Below are 15,481 nucleotides of genomic sequence, written 5' to 3' on the forward strand. Positions count from 1 at the left end.
CGAAACACGAGGCTGGATTCTACGAAACCGGGGCGGACGCGAACAGGGATATTTTGGCGCGATTCCGGGGGACCTGATGCCCGTCATGGCTACACTGGCAGGGAGTCTCATCCACCCAGGAGCGCCCCCCGATGGATCATCACGCCTACCGCCATGCGCTGGCCGACTGCCTCGCCGAGAGCGAGCTGCCCTTTGCCGCCGAGGAGTTCACGGGGCGTCGCCGCCGCGTGCGGCAGGCCATGCAGGCCGCCGGGCTCGAGGCGCTGCTGCTGACCGACCCCGCCGACATCTTCTACCTGACCGGCTACCACACCTTCGAGGTCTCGGTGTACACCTGCCTGGTCGTTTCGGCGGACCGGCTGGTGCTGCAGGTGCCCTCCATCGAGACCGGCCCGGCCGTGGTCACCGCCACGGTGGACGAGATCCTGGGCTATCGCTGGGAGGGCATCGAGGAGGTGATCGCACCGCTGGCCGAGATCCTCGCCCCCTACCATGCCATCGGACTGGACCTCTTCGGGGCCGGCCTGCGCTTCGGCGTCATCCGTGAGCTGCAGGCACGCCTGGGCAGCGGGCGCTTCCGCGACGACGGTGGCGAGCTGCTCGACCGCATCCGCATCGTCAAGACGCCGGCGGAGCTCGACTGCCTGCGCGAGAGCGCGCGGATCACCGCTGCCGGCCTGCGGGCGGCCATCGACGCCATCGCCCCCGGGGTCACCGACAACGACGTCGCGGCGGAGGGCAGCCGGGCGCTGCTGGCGGCCGGCAGCGAGTTCATGAGCCTGCAGCCCATCGTCACCACCGGCCGGCGCATCAGCGTCATCCACGTCAACCACAAGCGGCACGTGATCGCCGCGGATGAGCCGGTGTTCCTGGAGTTCGGCTCGGCCTTCCACCGCTATACCGCGCCGATGATGCGCACCGCCGTGGCCGGCCGGGCGAGCGCCGAGATGCAGGCGCTGCGCGATGTGTGCCGCGAGATGTATGAGGCACTGACCGCGGCGATGCGCCCCGGTAACAGCTTCGATGATGCCGCCCGGGCCGCCGAGGCGGTGCTGGCCCCCCACGCCGAGCGCGTGTTCTTCTCGGGGGTGTTCGGCTATGCGGTGGGGGCGCAGTTCCCGCCGAGCTGGGTCGAGGGGACGGGCTACATTGCCCGCGGCCAGCATCGCGAGTTCGCCGCCGACATGGTCTTCCACCTGCCGCTCTGCCTGAGGCTGCCGGGGCAGTGGGGCATCGGCCTCAGCGACACCGTGCGGGTCACCCCCGAGGGTGGTGAGCCGCTCACCGACAACGACTGGCAGCTGGCGGAGCGGGGTCGTTGAGCCGCCTCCGGCGGTTCGGCGCCTTCGTGGTCATCCCTTCATCGACACAGGAGAGATCTTGCATGACACCCTTCCCGCTGCGCCTTTCGCGTGCCGGCCTGCTGGCGATTGCCGGCGTCACGCTGTCCGCCCAGGCCGTCCCTCCCGACCAGCTTCGCGAGCAGGTGCCCGGCTGGTTTCGCATGATGGTCGACCAGCACGAGGTCACCGCCCTCTATGACGGCTATATCGACCTTCAGACCGAGTTGCTGAAGGGCATGGACCAGGAGGCGCTTCGCGACCACCTCGATGGCCTGTTCATCGACACCGAGCAGGGCGTGCAGACGGCGGTCAACGCCTTCCTGGTGCACACCGGGGAGCACCTGGTGCTGGTGGACGCGGGCTCCGCGGCCTGCTTCGGCCCGACCCTGGGCCAGGTGCCGGACAATCTGCGAGCCTCGGGCTATGCCCCCGAGGAGGTCGACACCGTGCTGATGACCCACCTGCATCCCGATCACGTCTGCGGGCTGGTCGATGGCGAGGGCGAGCCGGTCTATCCCAACGCCGAGCTGCGCGCCAGCCGGGACGACGCCGACTTCTGGCTGAGCGAGGCACAGGCCGAGGCCGTCCCCGAGGACGACCGGGCCTTCTTCGACATGGCGCGCAACGCCGTGGCTCCGTACCGCGAGGCGGGGCGCTTCTCGACCTTCGAGCCCGGCGAGGAGCTGCTGCAAGGCGTTCAGGCCAGGGACACCCGTGGCCATACGCCGGGCCATGCCAGCTTCCTGTTCGAGGGCGGGGACGACGAGCTGCTGGTGTGGGGCGACGTGGTGCACAGCTACGGCGTGCAGTTCGACGACCCGAGCGTGGCGATCGAGTTCGACTCCGACCCCGAGCAGGCCATCGCCACCCGCGAGGCGGTGTTCGAGGACGCCACCGAGGACGCGCACTGGGTGGCCGGCGCCCACCTGCCGTTTCCCGGCATCGGCCACGTGATCCGCGACGGTGAGGGCTATCGCTGGCTGCCGGTGGAGTTCGGGCCGATCCGCGATGACCGCTGAGGGAGGTGATGCTGGCTGACCCGGCGCCTGCCGCGGCTACCCGCGGCGGGCATCGTCCGCGACGGCCGCCGACTCAGGCGGCGAGCCGCTTCTCCAGGTAGTCGAGCAGCCCCTCCAGGGTGGCGAGCTCGTGATAGTCGCTCTCCGGCACGCTGACGCCGAGGCGCTTCTCGAGGTCGACCAGGATGTTGAGGAAGTCGAAGGAGTCGATCTCCAGCGCCTCCCGCCAGGGGCGGCCGTGGGGCAGGGCGTCGATGTCGGCCTCGGGGGCCACCGCCAGGATGGCGTCGATGACGGTCTCGCGGAGGGTGTCGCGGCTCAGGTTGGCCATAGGCGCTCGGGCTCCGTCAGCAGGTCGGTGAGTCGGGTCAGGAAGCGTGCGCCCAGGGCGCCGTCGGTGACCCGGTGGTCGGCGGCCAGCGAGGCGTGCAGGCAGCGAGCGGCCACCACCTGGCCGTCGCGGACCCAGGGCCGTTCGCTGATGCGCCCGAACCCCACCAGCGCCACCTGGGGCGGGTAGATCACCCCCTGGACGCTCTCTACGCCCAGGTCGCCCAGGTTGGTGACCGTGAGGCCCGCCGTGGTGAGCTCGGAGCTTCGCAGCCGGTCCTGGCGGGCGCGGGTCAGCAGGTCGCGCAGCGCGGCCATCATGGCGTCCGGCGCAAGCCGGTCGGCGTCGTGCAGTGCCGGGGCCACCAGCCCGCCGCCGCGCAGGGCGATGGCCACGCCCGGGTGCACCCCCTCGGCCGGCTGGAAGGCGTCGTCGACGAACCAGCCGTTGAGCGCCGGCACCGCCTCGAGCGCCAGCGCCACGGCGCGCAGCTGCAGCACCGGGAAGATCAGCCGCTCGGCCACCGGGCGCTCGGCGTTATGGGCCTCGAGCCAGGCGAGGGCCGGCTCCACGCAGAGGGTGTTGCCCAGGTAATAGTGGGGGATCTCGCGCTTGGAGCGGGCCATGGCAGTGGCGATGGCCTGGCGCATGGCGGCGTGGGCGTCGGCTGCGCGCTCGGAAAGGGCGGCCTGGCGACCCTCGGCCGGCCGGGCCGCGCGCTCGACATCCTCCAGGGTGATGCTGCCGTCGACACCGCTGCCGCGAACGTCAGCCGGGTCGAGGCCCAGTTCGGCGGCCCGCTTGCGCGCGGCGGGGGAGATGCGCAGCCGCCCGCTGGTGGCCGCGGCGTGAGGTGGAACCGGCGGCGAAACGTCGAGTGCCCGTGGCGAAGGCGCATGCGGTGAAGGCGTCCGAGACGCTTCGGGTATGGAGGGCTCGGCCGGCGTCTCCCGGCCGGCGGCCTCGCCCTCGGCCTTTTCGCCCTCGGCTCTTTCGCCTTCGGCAATGATCACCGCCAGTACCTCGCCCACCGGGACCTTCTGGCCCTCTTCCGCCACCAGCCGCTCCACGGTGCCGGTCTCCCAGATCTCCACGTCGATGGCACCCTTCTGGGTCTCGACCACGCAGACGATCTGCCCACGCTCGACCCGTTCGCCGGGCCGGATGTTCCACTCGACCAGGGTGCCGCTCTCCATGTCGGCCCCCAGCGAGGGCATGCGGAACTCGCTCATGGGTGCCTCCCTCCTGCCGGCCTTGCCATCAGCCGAGCAGCCGGTGGACGGCGGCGACGATGTCCTCGACCTGGGGGATCGCCGCGTCCTCGAGGTGCCTGGCGTAGGGCACCGGCACCTCCTGGCTGCAGACCCGTACCGGCGGCGCGTCCAGCTCGAAGAAGGCCTGCTCGTTGATGCGGGTGATGATCTCGGCCGACAGGCTGCCGCTGCGCCAGCCCTCGTCGACCACCACCACCCGGTGGGTCTTCGCCACGCTGGCCATGATCGCGGCATCGTCCAGCGGGCGCAGGGTGCGCAGGTCGAGCACCTCGGCGTCGATACCCGCCTTGGCCAGCTGCTCGGCGGCCGCGAGACTCTTGTGCAGCATGCCGCCGTAGGTGATCAGGCTGACCTGGCGGCCCTCGCGGCGGATCGCGGCATGGTCGAGCTCCATGGGGTGCGGCTCGCCCTCGACCGTCCCCTCGGCGCCCAGCAGCAGGGCATGCTCGAAGATCAGCACCGGGTCGGGGTCCTCCAGGGCGGCGAGCAGCATGCCGCGGGCATCCTCGTGGGTCGCCGGGGCGACGATGCGCAGCCCCGGGATATGGGCATACCAGCCCTCCAGGCTGTGGGAGTGCTGGGCGGCGAGCTGGCGCCCGCCGCCGGTGGTCATGCGGATCACCAGCGGCACGCTGAGCTGTCCGCCGGACATGTGCCGCAGGGTGGCGGCGTTGTTGATGATCTGGTCGAGGGCCAGCAGGCTGAAGTTCACCGTCATGATCTCGACGATGGGGCGCATGCCGTTGAGCGCCGCCCCGATGCCGGCCCCGGTAAAGGTCGACTCGGAGAGCGGGGTGTCGCGGATGCGCGCCTCGCCGAACTCCTCCAGCAGGCCGTGGCTGACCGCATAGGTGCCGCCGTAGCGGCCCACGTCCTCGCCCATCAGGAAGACCCGCTCGTCGCCGGCCAGGGCCGCACGCAGCCCCTGGCGCAGGGCCTCGCGGTAGGCGATCGTCTGCGTGGTCATGGCCGCACCTCCCGGGCATAGACATCGTGGCAGAGGTGCTCCACCGGCTCCCAGGTACCCGCCTCGGCGAAGGCCACGGCGGCGTCGATCTCCTCGGCCACCTCGCGCTCGATCTCGTCACGCACCGTGGCGGCGAGCAGCCCGCAGGCCACCGCGTCCCGGGCGAAGGTCTCGACGGGACAGCGCTGCCGCCACTGCTCGACTTCCGCCTTGTCGCGGTAGTGCTCGGGGTCGAACATCGAGTGGGCTCGGAAGCGGTAGGTGCGGTACTCCAGGAACATCGGCCCCCGGCCGGCGCGCACCCGGTCGACCGCCGCCTCGGTGGCCCGGGCCACCGCCACCACGTCCATGCCGTCCACGGACTCGCTGGGCAGGCGGTAGGCGGCGGCCTTGGCGGCCAGGTCGACCTGGGACTGGTGGCGCGCCAGCGCGGTGCCCATGGCGTAGCGGTTGTTCTCGCACAGGAAGAGCACCGGTAGCTGCCAGAGGGCAGCGAGGTTGAGCGACTCGTGGAACTCCCCCTCGGCCACGGCGCCGTCGCCGAAGAAGCAGGCGGTGACGCTGTCGCGCCCGGCCAGCCGGTCGGCTAGGGCATAGCCCACCGCCAACGGCAGGGAGCCCCCCACGATGGCGCTGCCGCCGAAGAAGCGCCGGCTCGCGTCGAAGAGGTGCATCGAGCCGCCGCGGCCCCGGCTGCAGCCCTCCTGCTTGCCGTACATCTCGGCCATGATCGCCCCGGCGGGGACGCCGCGGGCGAGGGCATGGCCATGCTCGCGGTAGGTGGCCAGCACGTTGTCACGCTCGGCCAGGGCCGGCATGGCGCCGGCGGCGATCGCCTCCTCGCCGATGTAGAGGTGCAGGAAGCCGCGGATCCTGCCGGCACTGTAGAGCTCCGCGCACTTCTCCTCGAAGCGGCGGATGCGGATCATCTGCCACAGCAGCGCCCGGGCCCTGTCGGGATCATCCAGGCCGGCCGCGCCGATGGCGGGTGAGGCGTCGGGGCCTTCCCGGGGGGGTGAGGCGTTCATCGGGAGGTCTCCAGGGTCGAGGTGTCACCCTCCGGCAGGCCCAGTTCCCGGGCCTTGAGCAGGCGACGCATGATCTTGCCGCTGCGGGTCCTGGGCAGCGAGGCCTGGATCTCGATCTCCTTGGGCGCCACCGCAGGGCCGAGGCGCGTGCGGGCGAAGCCGAGCAGTTCGCGGCGCAGCGCCTCGTCGGGCACATGGCCCGGCTTGAGGGCCACGAAGGCCTTGACGATCTCGCCGATCACCGGGTCGGGCTTGCCGATCACCCCGACCTCGGCCACCGCCGGGTGCTCCATCAGCGCCGACTCCACCTCGAAGGGGCCGATCAGGTGGCCGGCGGACTTGATCATGTCGTCGGCGCGGCCCACGAACCAGAAGTAGCCCTCGGGGTCGCGCCGGGCCAGGTCGCCGGTGAGGTACCAGTCGCCGACGAAGCAGCGCCGGTAGCGCGCCTCCTCGTGCAGGTAGGTGCGAAACATCGAGGGCCAGCCGACGCGCAGGGCGAGCTCGCCCTCCTCGTCATGATGGGCGACCCGCTCGACGCCGCCGTCGGGCAGGTGGCGCATCACCGCGGCCTCGATGCCGGGCAGCGGCTTGCCCATGGCGCCGGGGCGGATGTCCATGCAGGCGAAGTTGGCGATCATGATGCCGCCCGTCTCGGTCTGCCACCAGTTGTCGTGGATCGGCAGCCCGAAGGCCTCCACGCCCCAGTGCACGGCCTGGGGGTTGAGCGGCTCGCCGACGCTGGCGATGAAGCGCAGCGACGGATAGGTCCGGGTGCGGGCCCGCTCGGAGCCGCCCTTCATCATCATCCGTACCGCGGTGGGGGCGGTGTACCAGACGCTGACCGCCTCCTCGTCGAGGATCTGGTACCAGCGCTCGGCATCGAACTCCGCCTCGTCGACCACCAGGGTGGCGCCGAGGGAGAGCGGGGCGATGATGCCGTAGGAGGTGCCGGTCACCCAGCCGGGGTCGGCCGTGCACCAGAAGACGTCGCCCGCGCGCAGGTCGAGGGCGAGGCGGGCGGTGGCGTGGTGGGCGACCACCGCCTGGTGGACGTGGAGCGCCCCCTTGGGCGTGCCGGTGGTGCCGCTGGTGAAGTGCAGCAGGGCCGGCTGCTCGGGGTCGGTGGCCGGGATCGCATAGTCGGGCGAGGCCGCCTCGAGCAGCGGCCCGAGCTCCCGGGTGCCCTCGGGCAGCGCCTGGTCATCGTCGCGGACCACCAGCACGTGCGCGAGGCTTTGCAGCCGGTCGCGGATCGGGGCCACCTTTCGCCGGTAGAGGCTGGTGGTGGTCACCAGCACCCGGCCCTCGCCGAGCGTCAGCCGGGTGGCGATGGGCTCGGGGCCGAAGGCGGAGAACAGCGGGGTGACCACGGCGCCGTACTTGAGTGCCCCGAGCACCGCCAGGTAGAGCTCGGGAATCCGCCCGGCGAGCAGGAAGACACCGTCGCCGCGGGCGACACCCAGCTCGCCGAGCACGTTGGCGAAGCGGGCGCTGAGCTCGGCCAGTTCGCGGTAGCGGATCTCGCGTCGCGCCCCCGCCTTGCCGAGCCAGCGGATCGCGGTGCGCTCGCCGTCCTCACCGGCGGCGTGGCGGTCCACCGCCTCGTGGGCGATGTTCAGCCCGCCTTCGTCGGGCAGGCCGTCGAGCCAGCTCCGGGCCTCGTCCCAGGAGAAGCGGGCACAGGCCGAGGGATAGTCGTCCAGCACCGCTTCCCGGGCCTCGCGGCGGCTCTTGCGGAGTATCTCCATGCGCGGCGACCTCGTGGCGACATGTCTTCCCAGCATAGTTCCCGGCCAGGCTTCCGCCCGCCTTCCCTGGCCTCGGCTTGATCCGGGACAAGCGTCACGCGGATCGCCTGGTCGGCGACGGGGGAGCAGCTATAACTACACTGACGGCAGGGGAGGGGCATGCCCCTCTCGTCGCGTCCCGGTGCCGTCCGGTGCCGGACACTCCAATCCCCCGTTGCGGAGGGTGTCATGACACAGACCGTTACGGCTGCCTATGGCAGCATCGACAAGGCCGCCAACGCCTTCGACGAGCTGGTCTCCGAGGGCTTCCCCCGGGAGAAGCTGTTCCTCGACAAGGAGACCAACGAGGTCAAGGTGATCGTCCCCGAGACGTCGCAGCCGGAGGCGGAGGAGATCCTCAATCGCCACGGCCCCGACGAGGTGCGGGCCCGGCCCTACGAGGCCACCTAGGCGGCTGCGCTCCCCCGGCGCCGGGTGACATCGCCCGGTGCAACGGGTCGAGGCTAGGCGATGAGCACGCTCTTCATCAGCCACAGCAGCCACGACGCCTCGGCGGCGAGAGAGATGGCGGCCTGGCTGCAGCAGCAGGGGCACCACTCCTTCTTCCTGGACTTCGATCCCGAACTCGGCATTCCTCCCGGACGCGACTGGGAGGCCGAGCTTTACCGGCACCTGCGGGCCTGCCAGGCACTGATCGTGCTGTGCAGCGAGTCGGCCATGGCATCCTGCTGGTGCCTCGCCGAGCTGAGCCATGCCCGGGCCCTCGGCAAGCGGATCTTCCCGGTGCGGATCGCGCCCTGCACCCTGCGTCCCCAGCTGGCCGAGTTGCAGGTGATCGACCTGACCCGGGAGCCGGGACTGGGCTACGAGCGACTGGGCCGGGAACTGACCAGCGTCTTCGACTGGGATCGCAGCCGCCCTCCCTATCCCGGCCTGATGGCCTTCCAGGAGGTGGATGCCGCCATCTTCTTCGGCCGTGACGCCGAGATCCAGCAGTCGATGGACCGTCTCCACCAGCTGCGCGACTTCGGCGGGCCGCGGCTGCTGCTGTTCCTGGGGGCGTCGGGCAGCGGCAAGTCGTCGCTGGTGCGTGCCGGCCTCATGCCACGACTGCGGGCCGTTCCCGATGCCTGGACGGTGATTGGCCCGATTCGCCCCCGCGACCGGCCGCTCGACGAACTGGCGGTGCAGGTCGAGCGCGGCCTTGCCGCTGCCGGGGTGGACGTCGGGACACGGCCGCCACTGGCGACCCTGGCCGAGGCGGATCCCGGCGCCTTGAGCGAGCTTCAGCAGGCACTGAGACGCCATCCCGGCAGGGCTCACTCGACCCTGGTGCTGGTCATCGACCAGCTCGAGGAGCTGCTGTCGAGCTCGGCCCAGGCCGAGCAGTTCATGCGCATCGTGCGCCCCGTGCTGCAGGACACCAGCGCTCCGGTGCTGTGTATCGCCACCCTGCGCTCGGACTTTCTCGGTGCCCTCCAGGAGCATCCCGCCTGGCGTGACCTCTCCCTGGTCCCGGTGACGGTGGAGCCGCTGTCGGTGGAGGGGTTCTCGGCGGTGATCGAGGGGCCGGCGGAGCTCGCCGGCCTCGAGCTGGAACCCGGCCTGGTCCGGGCGATGGTGGCGGATACGGCCACCCAGGATGCCCTGCCGCTGCTGGCCTTCACCCTGCGTGAACTCTGGGAAACCGGAGGGGCCGACGGACGCCTCACCCTGGCCGAGTACCGTGACCGTCTTGGCGGGCTGCACGGCTCGGTGGCCAAGGCCGCCGAGGCGGTTCTCGCTGCCGCCGCGCCCTCCCGTGAGCAGCGCCGTGCCCTGCGAGCCGCCCTGTTCGATCTGGTTCGCCTCGACGAGGAGGGGCGCTTCACGCGGCAGGTGGTGCCCTGGGAGACGCTGCCCGCCGCGAGCCACTCTCTGCTCGAGCGCTTCGTCCAGGCACGCCTGCTGATTGCCGGCAGCGATCACGGGGTGCGTACCCTGGAGGTCGCGCACGAGGCCCTGTTCCGGGTCTGGCGTCGGCTCAATCGCTGGCTGGAGGCCAATCGAGGGGCGCTGCGGACGCGGGATGCGCTGCGTCGCGCCGCCAGCGAATGGGAGGCCGCCGGGCGCCCCGGCGAGCTGCTGGTCCACCGGGGCAGCCGTCTGGACGGGGCCCTGGCGCTCACCACCGCGGCCTCCTTCGCCCTCGATGACACCGAGACCCGCTACCTCCAGGCATGTCGTCGGCGGGAGCGGCTGAAGCGTGGCTGGATCACCGCGGCCTGGGCTTCCCTGCTGTCGGCGGTGGTCGGTCTGACCTGGCTGGCCTGGTCGCTGCACCAGCAGGAGCGGGTCACCCGGCAGGGGCTGGCCGACCTGCACTGGGCCAATGCGGTGAGCGCCCGCGACCGTGATGCGCGCCCTCTCAAGGCGAGCCACCACTTCATGCAGGTCGCGGAGCTGGCGCTGGACCCGCAGCGCGCCGCGAGCGCGTACTGGGCCGGCACCTGGCCGGGGGGCGGGCTCCGGCTGGCGGGCGCGGCGGATCTGGGTCCCGCGCTGATGATGGCCGACTTCGAGGCCGGCGGTGGCGCCCTGCGCCTGTGGAGCGGCGACGGCACCCGCCAGGCCTGGTCCTGGGACGATGCCGCGGCGATGCCCGCCCTGTCGGCGGGGCGACACTGGATACAGACCTTTTCCCCGGGAGGGGAGCGCTGGGCGGATTCAACCGGTCGTCGCAACATCTCGAATTTGGAGGTGTTGCATGGGACGATCACGCGGCTGGGGCGCTGAACAGACGGGGCGGGCACCGATGCGTTCGCCTGGCCGGCCGGGCGTCAACCAGCGGGATGCGAAGCGCGCGTTCTGGAAGCGCATTGCAGAGGGACTTTCGAGTGAGGACGCAGCGTTGGCGTGTGGTGTATCGCAGCCAGTGGGACCGCGGTGGTTCCGCGAAGCGGGAGGGATGGCACCGGCCAACTTGGCGCCGCACTCAGGGCGTTATTTGTCGTTTGCGGAGCGCGAGGAACTGGCGCTGTTGCGGGCCCAGGGGCATGGGGTTCGCGAGATCGCTCGCTGTCTGGGGCGGTCGCCCTCGACTGTCTCGCGCGAGTTGCGCCGTAATGCTGCCACCCGGGGTGGGATGCTGGACTACCGGGCCACGGTCGCGCAGTGGAAAGCGGAGCGGGCCGCCAAACGGCCCAAGGTTGCCAAGCTCGTCAAGAACGACCGGCTTCAGGCATACGTGCAATCACGCCTCGCCGGCGTGGTGACCGATGCTGAGGGTAGGCCCATTCCCGGCCCCAATGTCCCCTGGAGGGGGCGGCGACATGGTCGCCGAGCCGATCGACGATGGGGGACCAGTTGGAGCCCCGAGCAGATCAGCCGGCGATTGCGGGTCGACTTTCCGGATGATGAGACGATGAGGCTCTCTCACGAGGCGATCTATCAAGCCCTCTATGTTCAAGGCCGCGGTGCGCTGCGCCGTGAATTATCCGCGTGTCTGCGCAGTGGCCGGGCGTTGCGGGTGCCGCGCGCCAGGAGTCGGCAACGAGGCAAGCACTTTATCTCGCCCGAGGTGATGATCAGCCAGCGCCCAGCGGAGGTCGCCGATCGTGCCGTCCCCGGCCACTGGGAGGGTGACCTGATCATCGGTCTGAACAGCTCGGCGATCGGCACCCTCGTTGAACGCACGACCCGGTTCACGTTGCTGCTGCACTTGCCGCCCATGCCTGATCATGGGTCCAGTGCCAGAACCAAGAACGGGCCAGCATTGGCCGGTCACGGAGCCGAGGCTGTTCGCGATGCCATTGCCACCAAGATCGCGATGCTGCCCGAACAGCTGCGCAGATCGCTGACCTGGGACCAAGGCGCGGAACTGGCTCAACACGCGCAGCTACGGATCGCTACTGGTCTGGCGATCTACTTCTGTGACCCCCACAGTCCTTGGCAGCGTGGGACCAACGAGAACACCAATGGTCTGCTGCGCCAATACTTCCCCAAGGGGACCGACATCAGCAGGTATTCTGAAAATGAGCTTGACGCTGTTGCGGCTACCCTCAACAGCAGACCCCGAAAAACACTGGATTGGAAAACACCTGCTGAAGCTCTCAAAGAACTATTATCCTTGGCGTCATAAGCCAGTGTTGCGACGACCCCTTGAACCTAAGCTGGGAGCGCCGATTCGTCCTGCATGACGACAACGGGCAGGCCGAGATACGTGACCGGCGCAGCGGGGCCCTGCTGGCCCAACTGCCGCCGGCGGTGGACCGGGTGTGGATCGGCGGGACCGACGAGACCCTGGCGGTGACCACGACCCCGGCCGGCGATACCCGGATCTGGCACCTGGCCAGTGGCGAATCCCACCAGGGCTGGCGCCATGCTGCCGGCCTTGCCGGGGTGGCCATCTCGCCGGACGGGGCGCGCCTGCTGTTCTGGACCCGAGACGGGGAGGCCGTGCTCTGGCGTGTCGACGGCGCCAGGGTCGAGGCACGCCATGACGGGGGGATCGTCGGTGGGACGCTCGGACGCCGGCCGCACGAGGTCGTGCTCTGGAACCGCGATGGCCGGCTGTGGCTGCCCGAGATGTCGGACTTCGCGCCGGTCGCCGCGGAGGGGGGACGCTGCAGCCCGAGCGCCATCGGGGCCCGGTTCCTCGATGTGCAGCGTCACCTGCTGGTCTGGAACCATGGCGCCTGCGGCACCGCCCGCCTGTGGGATCTCGAGGCGCAGCGTGCCGTCGGCGCGGTGATCCGCCACCGGGATGAACTCGCCCCTCCCGTACTGCAGGGGGACCGCCTCGTCACCTGGAGCCCGGCAGGCGGGCCTGCCCGGCTCTGGCAGGCAGGCAGCGGCGAGCCGGTGGCGACCCTCGACGGCCCGGTGGCCGCGGCCCGTTTCCTCCGCGATGATGCCTTGCTGACCTGGGGGGGAAGCGAGCTGCGGCTCTGGTCGAGCCAAGACGGCGAACCCCTGGGGCTGCCGCTGCGGCATGCGGCGCGGGTCGGGGAGGCGTCCGTCAGCGAGGATGGACAGCACCTGCTCAGTCGGGACGCTGAAGGCAGCCTGCGCCTCTGGCAGTTGCCCTCCCGGCGGACCGCGACGACGTGGCGGTTACCGGCCGTCGTGCTCGATGCCACCCTGGTACCGGGCGAGGCGACGGTGAGAGCCGTCACCCTGGACGGGCGGCTGCACGTCTGGCCGACGGCCAGCGAGGCGGCACCGGAGAGCCGCCTGCTTGATGCCCAGGCCGTCTACGCGGCCTTTGCCCCCGGTGGGCAACGCCTCATGACCGCCAGCGCCGATGGCGAGGTGCGCCTGTGGAGCTGGGAGGAGGGGGGCTTCCGGGCGCTGGCCTCGCCCGGTGGAACCCCGGGTGATGATCCGGTGGCCGGCGTGGCGTGGAGTCCCGACGCCGACCGGCTGCTGTTCTGGGGGGAGCAGGGCTGTATCGCCTGGCTGTGGCGAGTCGGCAGCGCCCGCACGGTGGCGATCGCGCATGGCGATGAGGTGGGATGTCGTCTGCGCGGTGCGACCTTTGCCGCCGGTCAGGACAGCGTGCTGACCTGGGGGGAGGATCGCCGCCTGCGGCGGTGGAACGTCGAGTCACCGGTGCCGACGGCCCCCCTCGTCGAGGGCGTGCTGGTCCGCCATGCCGAGCTCGATGGCGGGCGGCTGCTGGTCGCCGGCGACGATGGTGTCGTGCGCCTGACCCCCTGGCCGGAGGCCGGCGAGGTCGAGACGCGCTTCCCGCACGATGCCGTCCAGGGTGCTCGACGGCACGCGGAAACCGGACGCCTGCTGAGCTGGGGAGGCGGCACGGTGCGGATCTGGGAGACCGACAGCCGCACCCTGCTGGCCTCCCTGGCCCACGAGGGCGATATTGTCGGTGCCGCCTTCACTCCCGAGGGGGAGCGAGTGCTCAGCTGGCAGCGTGAGGGCCGCGTGCGGCTCTGGGATGCGGTCAGCGGGCACCCCCTGACACCCGCGTTACAAGGTGCCGGCCGCACCCCGCCGGCGATCGATGTCGATTTCACGGCGAAGGCGCAACGGCTGCTGGTCACCTCGGGCGAGGGCGTCACTCTCTGGCAGCTGCCGCCAGTCTCGCCGCCGCCGTCGCGGCCGGCCCTGCATCATCAGGGGTTGACCGGTACCCGGCTCACCGCCCCGGGAGAGGTCGAGGTACTGTCGGCAGCAGCCTGGCGGGAACGCTCGGCCGAGCTTGCCGCGCGATGACCGACGGCAGCCCCGAGTGCGGTCGCTCAGGGCGAGACATCGACGCGCGAGTCCGACCAGACGGTCAGCCAGCCTCGTGTCGGTGCCCAGGCGCGGATCTTCAGGCGGTGCGTTCCCGTGGAGATGCGCTGGCCGGCGTCGCGCCCATCCCACTGCCGTGGCTCGATACTGCGTCCGGCGCTCACCCCGTCGTCGATGGGTTCCTCGTCGACGAAGAAGTGGCGCTCGCCATCCTCGGCCGGCTCCACGCGCATGAAGTCGGCCATGGCACTGGGGAAGTCGGAGTGCGAGAAGAACCGGTAGGAGGCCTGCTCGCGCGCCTGGGCACGGATCAGGCGCGGCAGGAAGGATACCTCCTCGATGGCCACCGAGCCCACGGCGCGGGGCCCGCAGCCGAGGGCCAGTACGCGGAACGAGGGCGCGGTCCGCTCGCCGCTCATGTCGGTGGCGGTCACGGCAATGGCGGCGGGGCGCTCGCTGTCGCCGAAGGCCGGTGGCAGTCGGAACTGCAGCCGGTGGTGCCCCGTCTCGTGCGCGCCGAACGGGAAGCGCAGGGTGTAGATGTCGGGCACCCCCCGGGCGCTGATGCGCAGCGTGACGATAACCGGCTGGTCGTGAACAAAGTCGAGCACGAAAGGCCAATTGCCCTGCACCATGCCCATGGCCGCAAAGGCGCTGGTGTTGTACAAGGGGGCGAATTCCGGGCCTTGCTGCTGCAGCGTCACCAGCTTGTCACGCTCGTCCGCGGTGGGTTGCTGTGCCGCCTGACGGCGCTCCCGCAGCCAGCGAACCAGCAGTACCGTTGCCGCGGCGCCGGCCACGATGGCCGGTACCGTCCAGTCGCTGCCGTCATCTCCTCCCGAGTCTCCGGTCGTTTCCGGTTCGTCCGGGGGGAGGGGATCGTAGGGCGAGACATCGTCCTGGCTGCTGTCGTCGGGGAGGGTGGAATAGCGCTGGGCAGTCCACTCCTGCGCCGTGGCCAAGGGGGAAACAGCCAGCGCAACGGCAAGCAGGCAAGCGACGAGCCGCTTGAAGGGGCGAGGGGGCGGGGTGAGCATGGCCATGGTCGTTCCCCTAGACCGAGGTCCACGCCTGGTCGTCCGGGCGTCGGCAGGCCGTCCCCTCGGTGCTGCGTGGCTCGCCGTCGACCATGACCTGCATCTCGAAGTCGCGGCACTGCTGGTCACCCTGATTGTAGGGGGCCTGCGGTGTCATGGTGTAGACGTTGCCGGTCTCCGGGTTGCTCCAGCTCCGAGACTCGCCGGTCGGGGTCTCGTCGAGGACCGTGCTCATTTCCCGACGGTCCTCGCAGGTCAGCCGTATGCCGATTTCCCGACCGATCCAGGCCCCGAGCCCGGCACCGACGATGGTGGCGGCGGTCCGTCCGGAGCCGCTGCCCACCTGTGAACCGAGAACGCCACCGATGACGGCACCCAGGCCGGTGCTGATCCCTTCGCAACGGCTGGAGTCGACCGTCTGGCAAGCGCCGAGCAGCAGGCTCAGCAGCAGGATGAACGCCAGGCGCAACATGCTCGAAGGGGAAAGTGCCATG

General features: G+C 70.8%; 13 protein-coding genes. 6 read left to right on the plus strand and 7 right to left on the minus strand.

The genetic code is table 11. From position 1 onward, the window contains the following. Positions 1 to 131: 131 nt before the first annotated feature. Positions 132 to 1,322 (plus strand): M24 family metallopeptidase, encoded by a 1,191-nt coding sequence (locus DFP85_RS08045; protein WP_133635779.1) that lies wholly within the window; start codon positions 132 to 134, stop codon positions 1,320 to 1,322. A gap of 62 nt (positions 1,323 to 1,384) precedes the next feature. Continuing rightward, a complete protein-coding gene (locus DFP85_RS08050; RefSeq protein ID WP_133635780.1) occupies positions 1,385 to 2,362 on the plus strand; it encodes an MBL fold metallo-hydrolase in 978 nt (325 codons plus the stop codon). 73 nt (positions 2,363 to 2,435) lie between these two features. Here the strand turns inward: DFP85_RS08050 and DFP85_RS08055 are convergent, their stop codons facing one another. From DFP85_RS08055 to acsA, 5 genes are read right to left on the minus strand one after another with little or no spacing between them, the layout of a single operon-like run. After that, entirely contained in the window at positions 2,436 to 2,693 is a 258-nt protein-coding gene (locus tag DFP85_RS08055; RefSeq protein WP_133635781.1) for an acyl carrier protein, read from the minus strand. Continuing rightward, positions 2,681 to 3,925: a dihydrolipoamide acetyltransferase family protein gene (locus DFP85_RS08060; RefSeq protein WP_133635782.1), complete on the minus strand. Its 1,245-nt coding sequence runs from the start codon at positions 3,923 to 3,925 to the stop codon at positions 2,681 to 2,683. The genes DFP85_RS08055 and DFP85_RS08060 overlap by 13 nt, the downstream gene beginning before the upstream one ends. A 28-nt stretch (positions 3,926 to 3,953) precedes the next feature. Continuing rightward, complete coding sequence (locus DFP85_RS08065; protein WP_133635783.1) at positions 3,954 to 4,934, minus strand: alpha-ketoacid dehydrogenase subunit beta; 981 nt, start codon at positions 4,932 to 4,934, stop codon at positions 3,954 to 3,956. Continuing rightward, positions 4,931 to 5,962, minus strand: a complete 1,032-nt coding sequence (gene pdhA, locus DFP85_RS08070; RefSeq protein ID WP_133635784.1) for a pyruvate dehydrogenase (acetyl-transferring) E1 component subunit alpha — start codon at positions 5,960 to 5,962, stop codon at positions 4,931 to 4,933. The genes DFP85_RS08065 and pdhA overlap by 4 nt, the downstream gene beginning before the upstream one ends. Further along, entirely contained in the window at positions 5,959 to 7,713 is a 1,755-nt protein-coding gene (gene acsA, locus DFP85_RS08075) for an acetate--CoA ligase (protein WP_133635785.1), read from the minus strand. Before acsA ends, pdhA begins: the two co-directional genes overlap by 4 nt. Positions 7,714 to 7,941: 228 nt before the next feature. Here acsA and DFP85_RS08080 point away from each other — a divergent pair, with 228 nt between their 5' ends. Genes DFP85_RS08080 through DFP85_RS08095 form a run of 4 tightly spaced genes read left to right on the plus strand, consistent with a single transcriptional unit; the run spans position 7,942 to position 13,929 of the window. Continuing rightward, positions 7,942 to 8,163 (plus strand): hypothetical protein, encoded by a 222-nt coding sequence (locus DFP85_RS08080; RefSeq protein WP_133635786.1) that lies wholly within the window; start codon positions 7,942 to 7,944, stop codon positions 8,161 to 8,163. Positions 8,164 to 8,223: 60 nt separating this feature from the next. Next, positions 8,224 to 10,488 (plus strand): toll/interleukin-1 receptor domain-containing protein, encoded by a 2,265-nt coding sequence (locus DFP85_RS08085; RefSeq protein ID WP_133635787.1) that lies wholly within the window; start codon positions 8,224 to 8,226, stop codon positions 10,486 to 10,488. Then, positions 10,460 to 11,833, plus strand: coding sequence for an IS30 family transposase (locus DFP85_RS08090; RefSeq protein WP_208108474.1), 1,374 nt, complete (start codon positions 10,460 to 10,462; stop codon positions 11,831 to 11,833). The genes DFP85_RS08085 and DFP85_RS08090 overlap by 29 nt, the downstream gene beginning before the upstream one ends. 20 nt (positions 11,834 to 11,853) lie before the next feature. Then, positions 11,854 to 13,929: a WD40 repeat domain-containing protein gene (locus tag DFP85_RS08095; RefSeq protein ID WP_133635788.1), complete on the plus strand. Its 2,076-nt coding sequence runs from the start codon at positions 11,854 to 11,856 to the stop codon at positions 13,927 to 13,929. Positions 13,930 to 13,955: 26 nt separating this feature from the next. Here DFP85_RS08095 and DFP85_RS08100 read toward each other — a convergent pair whose 3' ends face one another. Together DFP85_RS08100 and DFP85_RS08105 are read right to left on the minus strand one after the other, a co-directional pair. Further along, positions 13,956 to 14,993: a hypothetical protein gene (locus tag DFP85_RS08100; RefSeq protein ID WP_133635789.1), complete on the minus strand. Its 1,038-nt coding sequence runs from the start codon at positions 14,991 to 14,993 to the stop codon at positions 13,956 to 13,958. A gap of 10 nt (positions 14,994 to 15,003) precedes the next feature. Next, positions 15,004 to 15,480: a glycine zipper 2TM domain-containing protein gene (locus DFP85_RS08105; RefSeq protein WP_243737240.1), complete on the minus strand. Its 477-nt coding sequence runs from the start codon at positions 15,478 to 15,480 to the stop codon at positions 15,004 to 15,006. Between the last annotated feature and the right edge of the window lies 1 nt (position 15,481).

It is taken from the genome of Halomonas ventosae (assembly GCF_004363555.1).
In the GTDB taxonomy this organism is placed as follows: Bacteria; Pseudomonadota; Gammaproteobacteria; order Pseudomonadales; family Halomonadaceae; genus Halomonas; species Halomonas ventosae.